Source organism: Hyphomonas sp. ske169 (assembly GCF_056850855.1).
This window is the reverse complement of the sequence record NZ_CP096146.1, coordinates 1,671,220-1,690,304: the sequence shown is the minus strand read 5'-3', so window position 1 is coordinate 1,690,304 and position 19,085 is coordinate 1,671,220. Positions and strand designations below refer to the sequence as shown.

Here is a 19,085-nt window from a genome sequence, read left to right as displayed (position 1 = left end):
TTTCTCCCACCCGTTCGGGCTTAGCTTGGTCCGATCATCTTCTCAGGCCGGACAATCGCGTCGAAATCCTCCGCCGGAATGCCGTCTGCGATAGCTTCTTCGCGCAGGGTTGTGCCGTTCTTGTGCGCCGTTTTGGCGATTTTGGCGGCACGGTCATAGCCGTATTTTTCCTTAAGCGGTGTGACCAACATGAGCGAGTTCTCGAGGCCTTTTTGGATATTGTCGAGGCGGGGCTCGATGCCGACCACGCAATTCTCGGTGAAAGACACAGCCGCATCGGCGAGCAAACGGATCGATTGCAGCAAATTATAGCTCATCATCGGATTGAACACGTTGAGCTCAAAATGCCCCTGGCTGCCGGCAAAACCGATCGCGGCATTATTGCCATGAATATGAGCGCAGACTTGCGTCATCGCTTCGCACTGGGTCGGGTTCACTTTGCCCGGCATGATGGATGAGCCGGGTTCATTTTCAGGCAATGCCAGCTCGCCAAGGCCAGAGCGCGGGCCGGAGCCTAAGAAACGGATATCATTGGCGATTTTGAAGCAGGACATGGCCGCGGTTGTGATCGCGCCATGCGCAAACACCATGGCGTCATGGGCGGACAGCGCTTCAAATTTGTTCGGCGCGGTGACGAAGTTCAAACCCGTAATCTGCGCAATCTTTTCGGCAACGCCTTCAGCAAATCCAATTGGGGTGGAGAGGCCGGTGCCAACCGCGGTGCCGCCTTGGGCGAGCTCAAGCAGTGCGGGCAGCGTTTGCTCGATCCGCTGGATCCCCATCTCAACCATTTTCGTATAACCGGAGAATTCCTGGCCGAGCGTCACCGGCGTGGCGTCCTGGGTATGGGTGCGGCCAATCTTGATAATATCTGTCCAAGCTTGGGCTTTGTCATTGAGCGCATTGTGCAGCTGTTGCAGGGCGGGCAGCAGGCGGTGGGTGATCTCTTCGGCACACGCAATATGCATCGCGGTCGGGAACGTATCGTTTGAGCTTTGGCTCATATTGCAGTGATCGTTGGGATGGACCGGGCTTTTCGAGCCGATCTCGCCGCCGAGGATTTCGATCGCACGATTGGCGATGACTTCATTGGCATTCATGTTTGATTGCGTGCCAGACCCAGTCTGCCAGACGACCAGCGGGAAATGCGCATCGAGCTTGCCTTCGATGACTTCATTCGCGGCGGTGATGATCGCGTCACCGAGTTTCGCATCAAGTTTGCCGAGCGCCATATTGGTTTCAGCCGCGGCGCGTTTAACGATGCCCAGAGCGCGGACCAACGGAAGCGGCTGCTTCTCCCAGCCGATCTTAAAATTGCCAAGCGAGCGCTGCGCCTGCGCGCCCCAATATTTATCGCCGGGAACTTCGACAGGCCCCATTGTATCTGTTTCGACCCGAGGTGTCGCATCTGTGCCCATAATGACGTCTCCTTGCTGGCAAAGCCGCGAGGTAGCACGCCGAACCGAATCCGCAAGCGCTAAGGGGTCACAGGGGCCTAATTCGTAGCCGGCGCAGAGGCCTGTAGGGCTTGTGGCGCCTCTTCCCAAACTTGGGTCTGGCAGATTGGACCGATACAGCCTTTGACCTGCAAGCGCCCATCATCCAGGCGCTTCAGCCGTGACGCATAGGTCTTATCATTCTCGGGGTCATAGATCGTACCGCCGCGCCAATCTTTACGGCGCTTCTCAAAGCCTTGCAGCATGAGCAGGCCAAGCACGGGCTCTCCCGCTTCAGTCAGCGCCGTTTCTGGCGTCATCCCTGGTTCCATCGCTTCCGGATCAATCCAAGAGACGCGGCCGCAAGGGCTGCCATTGCCACAGTCTTCGATTGTGACCGTGGAAGTTTTGGCTTGGGTCAGGAAGGTGCCGAACACGTCATGACCATCTTGCGCCTGCGCTGACAGTCCCAAGATCGCAGCGCTTACACCCAGTCCCGCCAATTTCCACATGCTCTTATTCCTCAGATTATCCACAATGCTCTATTGGTTATGACGCGACGCGACAGAATTTCCACCTTCACAGGCATTAATATGCGTTTACCTTTGGATATATGATTCACATGGTGAAACTCTGTGTTGGGGCTGATGATGCAAGCGACATTGAGCGCTGGCAGCAGCGTTTGATGCAGACCTCGCCTTTTCCCTTTCACCAAACGCGCATGGTTCCAAAGCGCGGCGGCGAACTGCGTGATGGCGGCTCGATTTTCTGGGTCACCAAAGGGATTATCTTGGTGCGGCAGCGGATACTAGATGTGAAAGAGATCACCGATCGCGGTGGACGCAAAGCCTGCGAACTGGTCTTTGATCCTGAATTGATCGCCGTCGAACCGACGCCAAAACGCGCCTTTCAAGGCTGGCGCTATTTGAAACCTGAAGATGCGCCGGTGGATCTGAAGGCTGGATCCGGAACCATTGAACTGCCCGCCAATCTGCGCGCTGAGTTGCGGGCCGCAATGGTCTGGTAGCGTTTTAGCGCAGTGTTTCGAGCACGACGCTTGGGTCTGCAGCGCAAGACGCTTTTGCAGATGTTGCCACCAAGCTTGGGGCAGGGGCGCGACGCTGAGCCGCCAAGGCCATAAGCTCCGCATCCGCGAACAAAGACGATAGACGCCGCAAGCTTTCTCGCTTGGGTTTGGCATCTGCGCTGGTTTCGAGCGTGTTGAGTTGGGCTTCGGATTCAGCTGCCATGCCGCGGAAGATGCAGCCAAGATCATTCGGGCCACTGGTGTCATCGATCCAGATCGCGAGGTCAGCAGAGGTCCGTCCAAACCGATATAAATCCAATGCGAATTCATCGGTCAGCGAGAGCTCTTCGCCAAAGTCGACGGCAAGCATCATATCAGCAGTAACGCCTGAGAGGCGCGCGGCTTCTTGGCCCCATTGGCGCGCAAGATCAGCACTCGCATGCGCGGACACTGGCAGCAGGAATAGAATACAGCTTGCAAATAGGCGTTTCATCACGGCACGCTTTCGGTCTTGTTCGCCTAATAGGCGAGCAAAGCCCGTGCCATCGACGCTATTTCTTCATAAACGCGCCAATCCGTGCCTGCATATCTGGCCCGACGCCTTCATTCTCCATAATCTCCCACTGCAGACCGGCATCGAGTGCGTCATTGTCTGTGGCTTCGAGCAGGCGTTTATTCGCGGCGTGTGAGAAGGGGGAATTGGCTAGGATTTGCATGGCGAAAGCGCGCAAATCGTCTTCGAAAGTCGCGTCGGCGAACACCGCTTCGCAGAGGCCCATGCTCAGCGCCGCATCGGCGCGCACGGTCTCAGCGGTGAACATAAGGCGTTTTGCGGTCGCGATCCCGACCCGGCGCGGCAAACGTTGGCTCATGCCCCAAATTGGCGTCAGCGCCCATTTGGCATGCGTATCAGCGAATTTCGCAGACTCTGCGGCCAAGATAAAATCTGCCGCCAGCGCCACTTCCAGCGCACCCGTATAGCAATGATTATGCACTGCCGCGATGACCGGTTTTGGGAGTTTTTCCATCATCCGCAGCGTCTCAGAATGCCAGCCGGGGGAGGGGACCTTTTCGCCCTCGGCGATGTCACCAAGGTCATGCCCGGCTGAGAAACACTTCCCAGCTCCCCGGAGGATGACGCAGCCAATCGAGTCATCTTTTTTGAGATCAATGATGTGCTGGCGAAGCTCGCGAAACATGCCGACAGTCAAAGAGTTCAACTTGTCGGGGCGGTTCAGCGTTAGCCAGCAGAGGCCATCCTCATCTTGCCGCAATACTAAGTCGCTCATTTTGGCCTCCTCCTATTGGGTCTTCCTGCCATCAATCAGGGCTCACCTAGGGTTCGCATAGACCCTATTCCGAATCTATCCCTAGGCTTTCGCGAGGGCATGCGCCTATGTAGGCTTACAGAAAATTGCAAAGTATCAAGAAGGAGCGCCCTGTGGCTGACACCGAATATACCCCTCCAAAAGTGTGGACCTGGGACCAAGAAAGCGGCGGACGCTTTGCCAATATCAATCGTCCCATCGCAGGGCCGACGCATGATAAAGAGCTGCAAGTCGGCAAACACCCGATCCAGCTTTACTCACTGGGGACACCGAACGGCGTCAAAGTTACGATCATGCTGGAAGAGCTTTTGGCGGCCGGACATTCAGGCGCAGAATACGATGCTTGGTTGATCAATATCCAAGACGGCAATCAATTCGGCTCGGGCTATGTCGACCTGAACCCGAACTCAAAGATCCCAGTTATGGCGGATCACTCGACCGATCCTGTCACGCGCGTATTCGAAAGCGGATCGATCTTGGTCTATCTCGCCAACAAATTCGGCGCCTTCATTCCAGACGACCATAAAGGCCGGACAGAAGCGATGAACTGGCTGTTCTGGCAAATGGGCTCCGCGCCATATCTTGGCGGCGGCTTCGGACACTTCTACGCCTATGCCCCCTTCAAGATGGAATATCCGATCAATCGCTTCGCAATGGAAGTGAAGCGCCAAATGGATGTGCTCGACCGCCATCTCGCCGACAATGAATATATGGCCGGCAGCGAATATTCGATCGCTGATATGGCGATCATGCCTTGGTATGGCTCAATGGCCAAAGGCATCCTCTATGAAGCGGCGGAATTCCTGTCTGTGCACGAATATAAGAACGTCATTCGCTGGACAGACACATTGATGGAACGTCCAGCCGTTCAGCGCGGCCAAATGGTCAACCGTGTCTGGGGCGAGCCGCACCGTCAGCTGCCAGAACGCCACGATGCTAGCGACTTCGAAACCAAGACGATGGACAAGCTCAATCCCGACGCGAGCTAATTCAATGTCCGGATCGGCGGTCTGCTAAAGCAGATCGCCGCCTGCTGCTGCTGCGGTGGTGCCGTCTTTTTTGAAAGCACGGATCACGTTTTTACCGGTGATCCATTTGTGCACTTCGTCTGGTCCATCAACCAGGCGTTGCGAGCGGATATGCGTGTACCAGGCGGCGAGCGGGGTATCGGTTGAATAGCCGAGCGCGCCATGTAGCTGGATCGCCGTGTCGACGACCTTGTGCACCATATTTGCGAGGAAGACTTTCGCGATACCGTTTTCCTGGCGGATATCGAGGCCATTCTCGGCCTTGTACGCGATATGCATGAGCATCAGCCGCGCGATGTAGAGCTGGCTTGCGCAGTCGGCCAGCATGAATTGAACCCCTTGGCGGTCTTCTAAGCCTTTGCCGAAGGTCGATCGCTGGGTCACATGCGCAGTGGCAAGATCCAAAGCGCGCTGCGCCATCGCGACATTGTGCATGCCGTGCCGCAGACGCCCATATCCGAGGCGATGCTGGCCCATGGCAAAGCCTTGGCCCTCGCCGCCGAGCAGATTTTCTTCTGGCACAACCAGGTTTTCAATTGCGATCTCGCAATGGGCCGCGCCCATGGCTTCTTGATAGTCTGTATGGAGCGCCATGGTCGGAATGTTGCGGATGATCCGATAGCCTGGGTTGGGCAACTCGACGATAAAAGTTGAGAACTGCTGATGCCTCGGCGCTTCAGGGTTGGTCTTCGCCATGATCACAGCGATATCGGCGACATTGGCGGAAGAGGAATACCATTTCTCGCCGTTTAAAACATAATTGCCTTTGCCATCTTTCTCCGCGCGGGTTTGCATCCCCGTCGCATCAGCGCCCGCGGCTTTTTCCGTCATCGAATAGCAAATGCGCTTTTCGCCGTTCAGGAGCGGCTTGAGGTATTTCTCTTTTTGAAAGTCGGTCCCATGTGCGAGCAAGGTCAGCATGGTCGCGTCATCTGGACCTTGGCTGTTCATAGACAATGCGCCGAGATGGCTTTGCCCGAGTTCCATTTGAACGAGCGCGTTGGCTAAAGGTCCAAGTCCCATGCCGCCATGTTCGGTCGGGATGAAGGGAAGCCAAAGACCTTGCGCGCGCGCTTTCTTACGCAAGTCGCCGAGCACGACATCTAAGGCTTCGCCCGCCGCGAGGCGTTTTTCGGCCGGGATGCATTCATCCTGTACCCATTGCCGCACGCGTGCGCGCACCTCTTTGGCGTCATCTGGGATAACAAAATCGATGGCCATGCTGTTTCCTCCTCAATCTATCCGGCGCGGACTCTACAGCGCTTGTTCAAAAATCCGCTCATAATCGGCCTGCTCGGCGGGGCGGGCATTGCCGCGATGGGCGAGATCATTGAGGGCAAACTCTACAATTCCGGGGCCGTCAGAGGCTTCAACGCCAATCGCGCTGAGCGTGCTTGGAATATTGATCGCCTCATTCAGTTTCGCGATCTCATCACCGAGATCCGCGTTTTGAGACAGACCCATGGCGAACTTTAGACGCTCATATTTTTCCGGCGCGGCGCCTTCATTAAAGCGCAGCAAGTGCGGCAAGAAGATCGCGTTCAGCGTTCCATGGTGGAGTTTTTTCTCTTTCAAACGTCCCGCCGCGTGGCTGAGGGCGTGGACCGAACCGAGACCTTTGGTGAAGGCCAGGGCGCCCTCATAGCTTGCCATCATCATGTTCCAGCGGGCGTCCTTGTCAGACCCGTCGGCGACAGCGCGTTGCAAGGCGCCATTTTTGATCGCGCGGTTGAGGCCGTCATAACCGACGCCTTCCGCGGGCGGGTTCACCGCCGGAGTCAGGACCGCCTCAATACAATGAGTCACCGCATCCATGCCCGTCGCCGCGGTTAGGAAAGCGGGCAGGCCGAGGGTCAGGTCCGGATCGCAAATCGCAGTGGCGGGAATGAGGTGCGGCGAGGCGAACGTTTCCTTCCGACCATTATTCATGGTCGTGATCATGCCCACTGAAACCTCTGATCCCGTGCCCGCTGTTGTCGGCACAGCAATCAAAGGCGGCAGTTTGCCAATATGTTTAGCGCCGCCAGTAATCGCTGCATATTTTTCCAAAGGACCGCCTTGGCTGGCGAGCAGGCCGACCGCTTTGGTCAGGTCCATGGCAGAGCCGCCGCCCAAGGCGACCAAGCCGTCGGCGTTCGCCGCATTATATTGTTCGGCGACCGCGATCGCTTGGTCTTCTGTCGGATTGGCGACGGTATCGGCAAAAACCGCCGCGGGCTCCATGCCGAGATTTTCGAGCACTGTGTCGAGCAGGCCAATGGCTTTAATGCCTGGATCTGTGATCACCATCGGACGGGTCACACCAAAACCGGCCAAGGTCGGACCGAGCTTGGCAATCGCTCCATGATCGAAAATACAAGTGGTCAGAAAGTTCATGACGGGCATGGCTGGGTCTCCAGATTGGTAATTTCCTTATTCGGAGCCTAGAAAGCCTAGAGCCGAAGGGAGAGCAATCTCTCCCCTAGCGGCAGCATGACACAGGAGAGATGGTATGGCGGGACTGGGAATAGGCTTATTAGGGGCTGCGCGGATCACCGACAAAGCCGTCATACATCCGACCCGTGTGATCCCGCAGACTTACATCGCGGCGGTCGCGGCACGCGATCGGACCCGCGCTGAAAGCTTTGCCGCGAAGCATAATATTGGTGCCGTGCTGGATAGCTATGATGACGTGATCGGATCCGAAGATGTCGCTCTGATCTATAATCCCTTACCGATCAATCTGCATGCCGACTGGACCATCAAAGCGCTCGAAGCCGGTAAGCCGGTTCTTTGCGAAAAGCCGTTTGCGATGAATACGGATGAGGCCCGCGCGATGCTAGCTGCGTCGGAGGCGAGTGGGCAGCGGCTGATAGAGGCCTTTCATTATCGCTATCACCCTGCCTTTGAGACCTGCTTGGCCTGGCTCGCAGCAGATGAGATTGGCGAGCTGAAAGAAATTCACGCCGCGTTCGATGTCGAGATCAAAGACAATGGCACTGAAATTCGCCACCGCGTTGAGACGGGCGGCGGGGCAATGATGGATCTTGGCTGCTATCCTCTGCATTGGGCGCTCTCTGTGACTGGTGAAGCGCCGAAAGAGGTGGAAGCTTCTGCGACGCTGACAGCGGCTGGGGTCGATGAAAGCATGCGTGCAGAATTGAGCTTCCCGTCCGGTGCGGTCGCGCATTTAACCACGAATATGGGTCCAGGTGCAGAGTTCCGGGCGGAGATGAAACTGGTTGGAACGGCTGGCGAAATCACCTTTGTGAACCCGCTTGCCCCGCATAATAAATTTATTCCGGGACGCCTTACCAGTTCACGGGGGTGGGAGGCCGAAATCAGTCCGATCAGCACCTATACGTATCAGCTCGCGACGGTTTGGGACGCGCTCCAAACTGGCGTGCCGCTGCCGACCGAGGGCGATATGATTTTGCGCCAGCAAATCGTTTTGGACGCGGTTTACGAGTCGGCTGGGCTGAAGCATCTGCGATATCTGGAATAGCGATGTTGACATATTAGAATCATATGAGACATAAGTGTCTCATGTCAAATTCACTTCGCCTTTCCTCTCGCGATGCGATTATCGAAGCCGCATTCGAGGTCTTTAGCAAGAATCCCGGCGCGGCTTTATCCGACGTCGCGGCGCGGGCAGGTGTTGGTCGGGCGACGCTGCACCGCCAGTTTGCCAGTCGTGACGACTTAATGCGCGCCCTGTCGAAAATTGCCTCTAAAGAAATGGAGGAAGCCGTCGAGACGGCTTGCGCCGATGCCGCCTCTTATTCTGAAGTCGCGCGCTTGGCGTTGAAGGCGCTTATTCCACTCGGCGACCGTCATGGCTTCCTGGCGCTGGAATCCTTCGCCGATGATCCTGAAACGCAGGCCGCTTTTGCTAAAGAGCAGCAAGAGACTGCCGAAATGGTCGAAGCTGCTAAAGGCGAAGGCCTGTTCGACACAGCTGTCCCGACGAGCTGGATCGTGCAGGCCTATGACCACCTCATGTATGCGGGCTGGGAAAGCGTCAAATCGGGCGAAACCACCCATGAGCAAGCCGCCACTTTGGCTTGGCGAACCCTGATTCACGGCCTTGGGAGACAAAAAACATGACCCCAGAAACCCTATCCGAATACGGCACTCATTTTGATGATGCCTTCTTCTTGATTGGCGCTGTCATCTTGCTGATCGAGCTCTTGAAAGGCTTTTTCTCAGGCGAGATGAAAGGCCGAAAACTGCTCGATATGGTGGCCAGCGCTTCGACCCAGATTCCGTATCTCCTGGTCGAGATCTTCCTCATGTCCTTCATCTATGTCGGCATGGTCGTGGTCTCTGAGACCTTCGTCACCTGGCAAATGCCTATCACGCTTTGGACCGTCTTGCTTGCGGTTTTGGTCTGCGATTTCACCTACTATTGGGAACACCGATTGGCGCACCAAATTCGATTGCTGTGGACTCAGCATGCGGTGCATCACTCGTCGCGCGAGATGAATATTGTGGTGGGTGTCCGGTTCGGTCCATTTGAAAGTTTCGCATCGGCGGCGCTGCATTTCCCGCTGGTCTTTTTGGGCTTTCCGCCGGAACTGATCTTCTTCGGGATCATCTTTGTCCTGGCCTATCAAACTTGGATCCATACCGAGCTGATCGGAAAGATGGGGCCACTTGATGGTGTGCTCAACACGCCCGCCAATCACCGGGTCCATCATGGCTGTGACGATAAATATATCGACAAGAATTATGGCGGCGTCCTGATCATCTGGGACAGACTGTTCGGCACCTTCCAGGCCGAAGAGGAAACACCAAATTATGGGCTCAAGCGCGACTATGACAGCGTCAATCCGCTTTCAGTTTGGTTCTCTGAATGGCCGGGTCTGTTCGCGGATATGAAACGGTCTAAGAGCTTCGGTGAGACTTGGATGTACCTGTTTGGACGACCGGGTTGGAACCCAAAAGCGAAACCCGCTCCCAAAACGCTTTCCGAACAAGGACACACCAGTTAAGCCAAGGGGATAATTGCTCCGGAGACATTGTCATGCGCCTCGCTTTATTTGCTGCCGCCTTTGCCATCCTCTCTGCTTGCGAAACGCTCCCGGCGGAAAGTCCAGAACCGAGCGAGATCCGGCATTATGTCAAAGACGCCTATGAGGAGGCCGGATTTCCCTTCTCAAGCGCCGTCGAGACAGATGGCTGGATCTATCTCGCAGGCGAGCTCGGAACGACGCCAGAGGCCGGGCTGGTGCCTGGCGGCATTGGCCCTGAAACACGCCAAACCATGGACAATATTCAAGCCACGCTCGAAGCCAATGGCTTAGGCTGGGACCGCGTGGTTAAATGCACGGTCTTTCTCGCCGACATCGCAGAATGGCCGGCTTTTAATGAGGTCTACAAAACCTATTTCACCGGCGATTATCCGGCTCGGAGCGCGCTTGGTGCCAGTGGGCTGGCGCTTGGCGCCCGGGTCGAGATTGAGTGTATCGCGAAACGCTAAGCGGCTTCGGTTAGCGCCGCCAAGTGTCCAGTTTTGACATAGATCAAACAGCCTTCATCTGACCAAGGTGTGTGCTTAGAGCCATGCGGACTGCGCAACCAAGTGCCGGCGGGATAATCGCCAAACTCATCTTGGAACGTGCCCTCCAGCACAAGGATTTCTTCGCCGCCCCAATGCTGGTGCGGCAAGAATTTTGTGCCCGGGGCCCAGCGCACAAGCGCGGCGCTTTCCGTGCCATGACTGTGCAAAGGCAAAACGGTGAGGCCCGGCACCTGACCGGACAGAAATTCTGCGTCAGCGGTGCCGATGACTTTTTGTTCGGTATCGGCTTCGTCAAATTGGTGCAGCTTCACAAAAATTGTGCAGCCATCCTTAGAATGCGGCGTGTGTTTGGAACCAATCGGATTGCGGACATAAGTGCCCGCGGGATAGTCGCCATGCTCGTCTGAGAAGACGCCCTCGAGGACGAAAAATTCCTCGCCGCCACCATGTGTGTGTTCGCTAAAGTAAGAGTCCGGTGCGTAGCGGACGATCGATGTGGCGCGGGCGACTTCTTCGCCGATCCGGTCAAGCATTTGACGGTCTACGCCAGCCATAGGCGAGGCCACCCAGTCCCGATCTTCAGGGCGAAGCACGACGCGTTCATTGAAATCTGCATTCAGTCTCATCTTAGGCTCCTAATGCGGGCGGGTCGGTGTAAGACGCGACAGAAAGGCTGCTGTCGCTTGATCAAAAAGGGTGACGTCTTCCGCTGCGCGAGCGCTCAGTTGCGCACCTTCCATCAGGGCCAGCGCCGCGCGGGCTTCGGCGTCTGGGTCGCTCAAATAAGCAACGGTGCCGTCTTCTACCCCTTGCGCGAAAACCTGGCTCAACCAAGCCACACTGTCTTGGTGAAATTGCGCGAGGAGATCGAGTACTGGTTCCGAAAAACTATCGCGCCCGGCGCTCATCGAGACACAAAGGCAAAGCTGTGTCCCATCTGCGAGGGCATCGCGATAGACGGATTGATAAGCGCGAAGTTTGTCGGCGGCATTGACATGATCGCGATCAATCTCGGCGAGGGTTTCGGCAAATCGCACGGCATAGCGTTCGATCAAGCCGAATGCGAGATCAGCTTTGACCGGGAAATGGTGGTGTATGCTCGCCTTTCTTATCCCAACTTCGCGCGCGAGGTCGGCATAAGAAAAAGCGTCAAACCCGCGCTCGCGGGCGGCGCGTTCGGCGCTATCGAGAAGGGCGGAGCGTGTATCCATAGCGCCGTACCTAGTGGTAGGTAGTTGCAAATTCAAGTGCACTGATCTGCTTTCTTGACAATTGCCGGGTCATACCGCCCTTTGCCCTACAGATTAGAGTAAAGGCAGACCCCGCGTGACAGCTCCCATCCTGACAGTTCGAGACTTAAAAGTTGCCTTTGATACGCCTGATGGCACGGTCAACGCCGTCAAAGGTATCAATCTGGAGGTCTCTGCTGGAGAATGTCTGGGCATTGTTGGCGAGTCCGGCTCGGGCAAAAGCCAAACCGTGCTTGCTGCGCTTGGCTTGCTTGCCGACAATGGCACCGCCACGGGCTCGGTGATGTTTGACGGAACTGAAATGCTCACCGCCGACGCCAAGACCCTGCGCAATATTCGCGGCGACCGGATGTCGATGATTTTCCAAAATCCACTGACCAGCCTGACCCCGCATATGACAGTCGGCGCGCAAATGCGCGAAGTCCTGCGGCTGCACAAAGGCTTGAAGGGTGAAGAGGCCAATAAGGTTTGCGTCGATTGGCTTGAACATGTCCGCATCCCCGAAGCCCGTCGCCGTATGGATCAGTTTCCGCACGAACTGTCCGGCGGTATGCGTCAGCGCGTGATGGTCGCGATTGCGATGCTCTGTGGTCCGCAGCTTCTGCTCGCTGACGAGCCGACCACCGCACTTGATGTCACCGTTCAGGCGCAAGTGCTTGACCTGATGGATGAACTAAAGCGCGAAACAGGGACCGGGATTGCGCTCATTACGCACGATATGGGCGTGGTTGCGCGGATGTGCGACAGGGTCGTGGTGATGCGGTATGGCGAGATTGTCGAGACTGGCTCGATTGATGAGATCTTCTACAATCCCCAGCACGAATATACGAAAATGCTGCTCGATGCCGTGCCGCGGATTGATCAACCTAATCGTCCAGGTCGTCCAACATTAGGGCCTGAACCGGGCGCGGATATTGAGCCCATCCTCCGTGCCGAGGATTTGAAAGTCCATTTTCCGATCAATATTGGCGGCGGCCTGTTTGGGAAAACCAAGCCGCTCAAAGCGGTCGACGGTGTCAGCTTCAACCTCAAGCCTGGCGAAACCCTCGGCGTGGTTGGTGAGAGTGGCTGCGGAAAATCTACCCTGGCACGTGCGGTTCTGAAACTCGTCCCGCAAACCGCAGGGACCATTGCTTGGATGGGGCGCGATATTTCAAGCGCAGATCGCAAGACGATGAACGCGCTGCGCGACGATCTACAAATCGTTTTCCAAGATCCGATGGCGAGCCTCGATCCGCGCATGACGATTGGTATGTCGATCGCTGAACCGCTGACGGTTCATTCGCCCCAGCTTGATAAGGCGGCACGTGAAGCCAAAGTCCAAGAAATCATGCCGCGTGTGGGTCTGGACCCGGCCCTGATCAACCGCTATCCGCACGAACTCTCCGGCGGCCAGAATCAGCGGGTCGGCATCGCCCGGGCGATGATCTTGGATCCGAAATTGGTGATCTGTGATGAGGCGGTCTCGGCTTTGGACGTTTCAGTTCAGGCGCAAGTCGTCGATTTGCTCATCGAGCTTCAAAAAGAGTTCGGCTTGGCGATGATTTTCATCTCGCACGACCTGTCTGTTGTGCGTGAGATCTCGCACCGGGTCATGGTGCTGTATCTCGGTAAAGTCGTGGAGATCGCAGGCCGGCAAGAAATCTATGAGGATGCTCGCCATCCTTATACGCAAGCGCTGATCTCTGCTGTGCCGAACCCTGATCCTAAAATGGAGCGGGCGCGGGACCGGGTGAAATTGCAAGGCGACTTGCCAAGCCCGCTCGATAGCCGGGCGCCGTTGCGCTTTCTCAAATCCGAAATCATCGATGACCCTGACGCACAGCAATATGCCCCGAAGCTGATCGAAATCGCTCCAGGGCATTTGGTGGCTGAGCACGACCCGTTTGAGGGTTCGGGAGGGTTGCGGGCCTGAGTACGCTCAGCCGGGGGGAGAGGGTCCCCTATTTCGAGCAGAGTACGTCGACGAGATTGCGCCGACCCCGGTCTGCATAAACCACTTTTCCAAGTCCCATTTCGCGACAAAACTGATTGGCATTGCCGCGGCCAACCGGAATGCGGTCGCCATAGGCATCTTTCGGGCGCGGGAAGAAGACTGTGCGGCGACCTTCAATCCCCTGATTGTGGCTGTGATAATTGCCGTGCCCGCGATGGTCACGGTGATCGCGTCTACGATAGCGGTCATCACGGCGACTGCTGATCCGTCGCGGTGAGCCATTGAGCGGACGCAGCGAGCTAATATTGTCATTCATGCGGATCGCACTGAGGTGCCCTTCGGGACGATCAATCACGACACAGCGGCCGCGAAAATCCGGATCGACGCAGACTTCCCAAGCGCCGCGAACATCAATCGAGGAGACAGTGTCGTTAAAGCCGAGTTCGCGCAGATTGTAGACCGGGCCATCAATCGCCAAAGCTGAGCCCCGAAATTCTGGATGCTTAAAGATAACAGCCTCGTCATTGCCGCCGCCGCGATGGCCATAATTATCGGCAGCAGCGGGCAGAACAGATGCCAGGCAAACAGTCGTGGCGAGGGCGAGGGCTTTCAAAGCGCGTGTCATATTGAACGGTCCTTTATTCAGTCTTGAAGAGACCTGTAGGACCCGCAACCTGAACGCGCTGGGAGGGAGATTTTCAGATTGCGTTCAGCTATTCGGCGGCGCGCATGAGGCCCTGCATCCGGTCAATCCAGATCAACCAGGCCTTGCGCCCATCATCCGTCAGGAAGACCCGCGTCTGAGGCCGCCGCCCGACAAAGCGCTTTTCCTGGCGCACATAACCGGCATCTTCAAGCTTGCGCAAATGGGTGGATAGATTGCCATCCGTGGCGCCGACTTTTTCCTTTAACTCTCCGAAGATGGCCGGGCTGACTGTTGAGAGATAGGCCATAATTCCGAGCCGCAAGCGGCCATGAATAACGTCATCAATCTGGGCATGGTCGAATGGATTGGCGTGATCAGACATTTATCTGTCCCTCTCCTAAACAACGCTTTTCGGTTCATTCCGCATTAGGAAGAGGCCCGGGATCAGCACGGTGACAAAAGCACCGAGCGAGGCCACAGCCCAAGTGAGATCTGTCCCGTCGAACCAGATCGCCAAAGCCACCATAGAGAGTGCGCCGAAGCCTGCATAAGTCAGGGTTTTGACATTTCCCATTACACCAGATGTGATCAGGCCGGTGCCATAGATGGCAAAGACAATCGGTAATGACGCTTCAAAGCCCGGGGCGGCGCTGCCTTGGATAATTGATTTGACTATCAGCGTACCAAAATAGGCGAACAGCGCGAACCCGCCCGCCATCCAGACGGTGCCCTCTGAGCGGTTGCCGACGGAATTGCCGCCAGGTTTGTTGCGGATCGAATAGCCTAGGATCGCTTGGCCGATAATTCCGACCACAATGAAACTACCCCAAACCCAGCCATAGGCGGCATCTGGCCAGCCGACCATGTTCGTGGTGATCGCAAAGTGTAGGAAGTAGGCAAGGCTGGTGAGCACACCCCAAAACGTCAGGAAACGGCCACCGAGCAGCGGCGCTTGTTGTCCGGCTTCAGCGAGGTCACGTACATAAGCGAGATCATCTTGCAGGGTCGTCTGGTTCATCGAGAAAACTCCAATAACTTTGAATTACAAAGTACTCTTTATCGAAGGAGTGTCAATGCCCCTGATTTCGCTTGGCGCCGCCGCCCGTCGCGCTAGGATAGAGAAAATACAAAATCACCTGAGGAAACGACCATGCCAGACGCTGCCAGTCAGCCGCCTTTCCGCCCGCTTGCGCAAAAACAGCCAGACATAGAGTGCGTGCGAAAACCGGATGGCACGATCTATCTCAAACAACGTCACGAACCGGGCGACCGCCCGCGCACGATCCCGCATGCGCTTGCAATGCGGGCTGAGATGCATCCAGATCGCGACTGGCTGAAACAGCGCAACCCCCAGACGGATGCCTGGGAGACCATCACTTATGGTGAGGGGCTGAAGCAGACCCGGGCGCTGGCGCAAGCATTTCTGGATCAAGGCGCGGGGCCTGATGCACCGGTTATGATCTTGTCGGGCAATTCGATCGAAACCGCTTTGGTGATGGTGGCCGCGATGACCATCGGCGCTCCAGCAGCCCCGATCTCAGTGCCTTACTCTCTGATGTCGAGCGATTTCGCCAAGCTCAAACACTGTTTCCAATCGGTGCAACCGAAAGTGATTTTTGCTGCGCAGCTAAAGCCGTTTGAGCCTGCGATTGCGGCGCTAGGCGATCATGGCTGTACAGTCATCACAGCCGATGGCGCGAATGGTGCGGTTTCTTATCACGGACTTCTAGACACTGTGGTCACTCCGGCCGTCGATGCCGCGCTTGAGGCTTTGAGCGATGATACAATCGGCAAATATCTCTTTACATCAGGCTCAACCGGCATGCCAAAGCCTGTGCCGACAACGCAGGGTGCGATGTGCTCGATGATCGCCGGTGTTGAAGGGCTTCGCGATGATGCTCGCGATCCTGAATATGATCCGGATGTGCCAGACAATGTCCTCGATTGGCTGCCTTGGAACCATATTTCTGGCTCGAACGTGAACTTCAATGGCGCGCTCTGGACGGGCGCGACTTTCTGGATCGATGGCGGCAAGCCCACACCCGCTTTGTTCGGCGAAACCATTCGCAATGTGCTCGATTGCAAACCATCGACGTTTGGGACAGCCCCGATTGCGCTCGCGATGTTGGCTGAGGCGATGGAAGAAGATGAGACGCTGCTCAAAGCCTTCTTCGCGAATATGCGCTCCATCGGATATGGCGGCGCGACGCTTTCGGATGATTTGTATGACCGGCTTCAGAACTTAGCGATCAAAGCCACCGGGCGCCGCATTCCGATCATCACCATGTATGGCGCCACCGAGACACAAGGCATCACCGTGGTCCATTGGGAGGTTGAGCGGGTCGGCTTGATCGGCCTACCATTGCCGGGTCTGACCCTGAAATTGGTGCCGACCATGGGTAAGCTCGAAGTCCGCGTCAAAGGCGAAACCGTGATGCCCGGCTATCACAATCTGCCTGAGAAGACCGCCGAAGTGTTCGATGAAGAAGGCTATTATCGCCTCGGCGATGCTGCCAAATTCGTCGATGAGGATGACCCGAACCAGGGCATCATCTTTGATGGCCGGGTCGGCGAAGACTTTAAACTCTCGTCTGGCACTTGGGTTAGCGTGGGTGTGCTGCGTCCTGATCTTGTCGCGGGCTGTTCGCCCCTGGTCTTTGACGCGGTGATTTGCGGCCAAGACAAGAATTTCATTGGCGCCATGTTCTGGCCATCGCCGGTCGCGTTCGAAGAATATGTAAAGAACGCCGGCGGCGATCAGATGGCGGCCTTTATTGCCTTTACCAAAGACTTGGCCGCAAAGGTCGCGGCCTTCAATGCGGCTGAACCGGGCTCATCGCGCCGGATCAAACGCTTCTTAGTCATGACCGAGCCGCCAAGCATTGATAAAGGTGAAATCACCGACAAGGGCTATGTGAACCAACGCATGACGCAAGACTGCCGTGCCGATTTGGTCGCCAGTCTATTTGTCGATTCGCCGCCGCCAAATGTCGTGCAGCTCTAGCGCAATCAGATGACGGAACCGCGCCACCAGCCGGGTTTGAAGCTTGGACTGATCAGCCTCGCCATTGTGGCGATTGCCTTCCTTGCGGCTTTCTTGGTCGTGCCAGGTCCGTCCGAGTCGGGCGCGGAAGAAACGGAGTTGCCGCAGCCCATCGCTCTGCTTGACCAACTAGCGGACGCCCCAACCCGCCATGCGGTCGAGGCGCTTCGGGCGGTGGTTCCGGCCACCTATGCAGAGCTTAATCAAACCGCTGCGTTTGCCTTGGCAGATGGCGCTCAAGACGATGCCCTCGCACGCCTCGTTCTAGAAGCTCTGTTTAGCCAGTTTCAAACCCAAGCTCTATCACTGCGGTCTGCCGAGAGCGCGAATTATCAGTCTATCATTGCGGGTCTCTCAGAAGGACTCGGCCAACTCAAAGCCAATCAAAGCGCCTGGTGCAAAGGCCCGACCATTGCCGGGTTTCTAACCCAGAACGAAGATGAGCTGGTCCCAGCGCTCCTTTCAGAATTCCCTTATCAAAGCCCGCAATACGATTGGGCAATGGACTGGATGACCACAATCTTATCTGCGGCAAAACAGGCCCAAGATAGACCTCGCCGCTATGCACGCCCCGGGCCGAGAGACGAGACCATCCTGCAGCAAGAAGGCTTAGCGTTGGGGTCTGAGCAATGGGCCTTGGCCTTGCAAATAGCGGCTTTCGCAAACTCTGAAGGCACCTCTTATAGCCAGATGCAGGAAGTGATTGCCGGGATGGATGTCTGCGACCTGGGCATTGCCGTCGAAACAGTCTCTGCGCGCCTACCCAGCGATGTCCGCGCGCGCATCTGGGCGGACCTGATGCCAGAGATTATGGTCGGCAATACGCCCTATGTCATGTTCCGGGTCACTGATTACTTTTTCATCGGTTGAAGGCTCACGAAAACTTCTGCCTTTAAATCACCATGAGTTCGCGCTTATGGTTCGCGCATGGCGATGGATGACACTCTCAAGTCTTTTATGGACAAGTTTAAAATGCCGGACTTTTCCGGCATGGATTGGAAAGGCTCAACCGATGGTTTGCGGCAGAGTTTCTATCGTGCCAGCCGGTCGGTGGAACGGGATTTACCGGATCTGGCCGAGCTTTCAAATCTCGTCGTCGACGGCGCCGATGGGCCGCTTAAGGCACGTCGATATGTACCGCTGGCAGCGGGCATAGCGCCCGCCCCGGCCATTGTGTTCTTTCATGGCGGCGGGTTTGTGCTTGGCGATCTAGATACGCATGATGTGATTTGTCGGCGGCTCGCTGCGAGTTCGCGTTGCCGGGTCTTGTCGGTCGACTATCGCCTCGCCCCGGAAAACCGCTTTCCGGACGCGCATCGCGACGCGCTTGCCGCCTGGCAATGGGCAACCGACCGGAACAACATTCTCGGCTTCGATCCGGATCGGATTGCCGTAGCGGGCGACAGCGCAGGCGGTAATCTCTCTGCTTTTATCGCTCAAGAAACCGGACGCACTGGCGCGCTGATGCCCGCCTTTCAATTGCTGCTCTATCCGCTCGTGCAATTCGTCGACATTCGCGCCAAGCGCCTGACCTTTCAAGAGGGCGGCTTTTTCATTTCGCCAAACCTGTTTGACTATTTCCGAGACAGCTATGTCGAGAAAGAAACCGACCGGATGGATAAGCGGGTGTCGCCGCTCTTCGCGCCGGATGAAGACTTTGCCGGTCTGGCGCCTACGCATATGGTTTTGTGCGGCTGGGACCCGCTTAAAGACGAAGGCAAAGCCTATGCCGCGAAACTTGCCGCGCATGGCGTGCCGGTGACGATTAAAGAACATCCCGGCATGGTGCATGGCTTTATGAATATGACGGCGGTCTCGACGCCCGCCCGCAAAGCGATTGAAGATGCAGGTCTGGTGGTCGGACGTGCCCTTGGCGCACGCGAATAAT

21 protein-coding genes are annotated in these 19,085 nt (G+C 56.5%); 10 read left to right on the top strand and 11 right to left on the bottom strand.

What is annotated here, in order from left to right:
• Positions 1-20: 20 nt before the first annotated feature.
• Positions 21-1,418, bottom strand: a complete 1,398-nt coding sequence (fumC, locus tag MY069_RS08150; RefSeq protein WP_482796579.1) for a class II fumarate hydratase — start codon at positions 1,416-1,418, stop codon at positions 21-23.
• Positions 1,419-1,495: 77 nt separating this feature from the next.
• Entirely contained in the window at positions 1,496-1,948 is a 453-nt protein-coding gene (locus MY069_RS08145; RefSeq protein WP_482796578.1) for a DUF2147 domain-containing protein, read from the bottom strand.
• Positions 1,949-2,058: 110 nt separating this feature from the next.
• Here MY069_RS08145 and MY069_RS08140 point away from each other — a divergent pair, with 110 nt between their 5' ends.
• Entirely contained in the window at positions 2,059-2,463 is a 405-nt protein-coding gene (locus MY069_RS08140) for a DUF1489 family protein (RefSeq protein ID WP_482796577.1), read from the top strand.
• A 4-nt stretch (positions 2,464-2,467) separates the two neighbouring features.
• On the opposite strand, the gene MY069_RS08135 is transcribed toward MY069_RS08140, so the two are convergent.
• The gene (locus MY069_RS08135; protein ID WP_482796576.1) at positions 2,468-2,956 is read right to left on the bottom strand and encodes a hypothetical protein; all 489 of its coding nucleotides are present in this window, start codon (positions 2,954-2,956) and stop codon (positions 2,468-2,470) included.
• A 58-nt stretch (positions 2,957-3,014) separates the two neighbouring features.
• Positions 3,015-3,752, bottom strand: a complete 738-nt coding sequence (locus MY069_RS08130; RefSeq protein ID WP_482796575.1) for an enoyl-CoA hydratase/isomerase family protein — start codon at positions 3,750-3,752, stop codon at positions 3,015-3,017.
• A 152-nt stretch (positions 3,753-3,904) separates the two neighbouring features.
• On the opposite strand from MY069_RS08130, the gene yghU reads away from it, so the two are divergent.
• Positions 3,905-4,780 (top strand): glutathione-dependent disulfide-bond oxidoreductase, encoded by an 876-nt coding sequence (yghU, locus tag MY069_RS08125; RefSeq protein ID WP_482796574.1) that lies wholly within the window; start codon positions 3,905-3,907, stop codon positions 4,778-4,780.
• A gap of 24 nt (positions 4,781-4,804) precedes the next feature.
• Here yghU and MY069_RS08120 read toward each other — a convergent pair whose 3' ends face one another.
• Entirely contained in the window at positions 4,805-6,040 is a 1,236-nt protein-coding gene (locus tag MY069_RS08120) for an acyl-CoA dehydrogenase family protein (protein ID WP_482796573.1), read from the bottom strand.
• Between the two features lie 33 nt (positions 6,041-6,073).
• Positions 6,074-7,204, bottom strand: a complete 1,131-nt coding sequence (locus tag MY069_RS08115; RefSeq protein WP_482796572.1) for an iron-containing alcohol dehydrogenase — start codon at positions 7,202-7,204, stop codon at positions 6,074-6,076.
• 106 nt (positions 7,205-7,310) lie between these two features.
• On the opposite strand from MY069_RS08115, the gene MY069_RS08110 reads away from it, so the two are divergent.
• From MY069_RS08110 to MY069_RS08095, 4 genes are read left to right on the top strand one after another with little or no spacing between them, the layout of a single operon-like run.
• Positions 7,311-8,303 carry a Gfo/Idh/MocA family protein gene (locus tag MY069_RS08110; RefSeq protein ID WP_482796571.1) on the top strand — a complete coding sequence of 331 codons (993 nt, stop codon included), beginning with the start codon at positions 7,311-7,313 and terminating at the stop codon, positions 8,301-8,303.
• A 41-nt stretch (positions 8,304-8,344) separates the two neighbouring features.
• Entirely contained in the window at positions 8,345-8,905 is a 561-nt protein-coding gene (locus tag MY069_RS08105) for a TetR/AcrR family transcriptional regulator (RefSeq protein WP_482796570.1), read from the top strand.
• Positions 8,902-9,792, top strand: coding sequence for a sterol desaturase family protein (locus MY069_RS08100; RefSeq protein ID WP_482796569.1), 891 nt, complete (start codon positions 8,902-8,904; stop codon positions 9,790-9,792). Before MY069_RS08105 ends, MY069_RS08100 begins: the two co-directional genes overlap by 4 nt.
• 32 nt (positions 9,793-9,824) lie before the next feature.
• Positions 9,825-10,280, top strand: coding sequence for a RidA family protein (locus tag MY069_RS08095; RefSeq protein ID WP_482796568.1), 456 nt, complete (start codon positions 9,825-9,827; stop codon positions 10,278-10,280).
• On the opposite strand, the gene MY069_RS08090 is transcribed toward MY069_RS08095, so the two are convergent.
• Both MY069_RS08090 and MY069_RS08085 read right to left on the bottom strand, forming a co-directional pair.
• A complete protein-coding gene (locus tag MY069_RS08090; RefSeq protein WP_482796567.1) occupies positions 10,277-10,948 on the bottom strand; it encodes a cupin domain-containing protein in 672 nt (223 codons plus the stop codon). The two genes, MY069_RS08095 and MY069_RS08090, sit on opposite strands and share 4 nt — an antisense overlap.
• A 9-nt stretch (positions 10,949-10,957) precedes the next feature.
• A complete protein-coding gene (locus MY069_RS08085; RefSeq protein ID WP_482796566.1) occupies positions 10,958-11,533 on the bottom strand; it encodes a TetR/AcrR family transcriptional regulator in 576 nt (191 codons plus the stop codon).
• Positions 11,534-11,648: 115 nt separating this feature from the next.
• On the opposite strand from MY069_RS08085, the gene MY069_RS08080 reads away from it, so the two are divergent.
• A complete protein-coding gene (locus MY069_RS08080; protein ID WP_482796565.1) occupies positions 11,649-13,487 on the top strand; it encodes an ABC transporter ATP-binding protein in 1,839 nt (612 codons plus the stop codon).
• Positions 13,488-13,515: 28 nt separating this feature from the next.
• Here the strand turns inward: MY069_RS08080 and MY069_RS08075 are convergent, their stop codons facing one another.
• From MY069_RS08075 to MY069_RS08065, 3 genes are all read right to left on the bottom strand, one after another.
• Complete coding sequence (locus MY069_RS08075; protein ID WP_482796564.1) at positions 13,516-14,133, bottom strand: beta/gamma crystallin-related protein; 618 nt, start codon at positions 14,131-14,133, stop codon at positions 13,516-13,518.
• An 88-nt stretch (positions 14,134-14,221) separates the two neighbouring features.
• A complete protein-coding gene (locus tag MY069_RS08070; RefSeq protein ID WP_482796563.1) occupies positions 14,222-14,536 on the bottom strand; it encodes a winged helix-turn-helix domain-containing protein in 315 nt (104 codons plus the stop codon).
• 15 nt (positions 14,537-14,551) lie between these two features.
• Positions 14,552-15,172 (bottom strand): hypothetical protein, encoded by a 621-nt coding sequence (locus MY069_RS08065; RefSeq protein WP_482796562.1) that lies wholly within the window; start codon positions 15,170-15,172, stop codon positions 14,552-14,554.
• Between the two features lie 132 nt (positions 15,173-15,304).
• Here MY069_RS08065 and MY069_RS08060 point away from each other — a divergent pair, with 132 nt between their 5' ends.
• The 3 genes from MY069_RS08060 to MY069_RS08050 all read left to right on the top strand — a co-directional run bounded on the left by MY069_RS08060 (position 15,305) and on the right by MY069_RS08050 (position 19,084).
• On the top strand, positions 15,305-17,158 hold the full coding sequence (locus MY069_RS08060; RefSeq protein ID WP_482796561.1) for an AMP-binding protein: 1,854 nt from the start codon (positions 15,305-15,307) through the stop codon (positions 17,156-17,158).
• 9 nt (positions 17,159-17,167) lie between these two features.
• Positions 17,168-18,067 carry a hypothetical protein gene (locus MY069_RS08055; protein WP_482796560.1) on the top strand — a complete coding sequence of 300 codons (900 nt, stop codon included), beginning with the start codon at positions 17,168-17,170 and terminating at the stop codon, positions 18,065-18,067.
• 63 nt (positions 18,068-18,130) lie between these two features.
• Positions 18,131-19,084, top strand: a complete 954-nt coding sequence (locus tag MY069_RS08050) for an alpha/beta hydrolase (protein WP_482796559.1) — start codon at positions 18,131-18,133, stop codon at positions 19,082-19,084.
• The last annotated feature ends 1 nt before the right edge of the window (position 19,085 follow it).

Coding starts and splice junctions, on each gene's coding strand:
- MY069_RS08110 (WP_482796571.1), top strand. CDS start 7,311: ATGGCGGGACTGGGAATAGGCTTATTAGGGGCTGCGCGGATCACCGAC.
- MY069_RS08140 (WP_482796577.1), top strand. CDS start 2,059: ATGGTGAAACTCTGTGTTGGGGCTGATGATGCAAGCGACATTGAGCGC.
- MY069_RS08065 (WP_482796562.1), bottom strand. CDS start 15,172: ATGAACCAGACGACCCTGCAAGATGATCTCGCTTATGTACGTGACCTC.
- MY069_RS08085 (WP_482796566.1), bottom strand. CDS start 11,533: ATGGATACACGCTCCGCCCTTCTCGATAGCGCCGAACGCGCCGCCCGC.
- MY069_RS08120 (WP_482796573.1), bottom strand. CDS start 6,040: ATGGCCATCGATTTTGTTATCCCAGATGACGCCAAAGAGGTGCGCGCA.
- fumC (WP_482796579.1), bottom strand. CDS start 1,418: ATGGGCACAGATGCGACACCTCGGGTCGAAACAGATACAATGGGGCCT.
- MY069_RS08070 (WP_482796563.1), bottom strand. CDS start 14,536: ATGTCTGATCACGCCAATCCATTCGACCATGCCCAGATTGATGACGTT.
- MY069_RS08115 (WP_482796572.1), bottom strand. CDS start 7,204: ATGCCCGTCATGAACTTTCTGACCACTTGTATTTTCGATCATGGAGCG.
- MY069_RS08055 (WP_482796560.1), top strand. CDS start 17,168: ATGACGGAACCGCGCCACCAGCCGGGTTTGAAGCTTGGACTGATCAGC.
- MY069_RS08100 (WP_482796569.1), top strand. CDS start 8,902: ATGACCCCAGAAACCCTATCCGAATACGGCACTCATTTTGATGATGCC.
- MY069_RS08130 (WP_482796575.1), bottom strand. CDS start 3,752: ATGAGCGACTTAGTATTGCGGCAAGATGAGGATGGCCTCTGCTGGCTA.
- MY069_RS08095 (WP_482796568.1), top strand. CDS start 9,825: ATGCGCCTCGCTTTATTTGCTGCCGCCTTTGCCATCCTCTCTGCTTGC.
- MY069_RS08090 (WP_482796567.1), bottom strand. CDS start 10,948: ATGAGACTGAATGCAGATTTCAATGAACGCGTCGTGCTTCGCCCTGAA.
- MY069_RS08135 (WP_482796576.1), bottom strand. CDS start 2,956: ATGAAACGCCTATTTGCAAGCTGTATTCTATTCCTGCTGCCAGTGTCC.
- MY069_RS08050 (WP_482796559.1), top strand. CDS start 18,131: ATGGATGACACTCTCAAGTCTTTTATGGACAAGTTTAAAATGCCGGAC.
- MY069_RS08105 (WP_482796570.1), top strand. CDS start 8,345: ATGTCAAATTCACTTCGCCTTTCCTCTCGCGATGCGATTATCGAAGCC.
- MY069_RS08060 (WP_482796561.1), top strand. CDS start 15,305: ATGCCAGACGCTGCCAGTCAGCCGCCTTTCCGCCCGCTTGCGCAAAAA.
- MY069_RS08145 (WP_482796578.1), bottom strand. CDS start 1,948: ATGTGGAAATTGGCGGGACTGGGTGTAAGCGCTGCGATCTTGGGACTG.
- MY069_RS08075 (WP_482796564.1), bottom strand. CDS start 14,133: ATGACACGCGCTTTGAAAGCCCTCGCCCTCGCCACGACTGTTTGCCTG.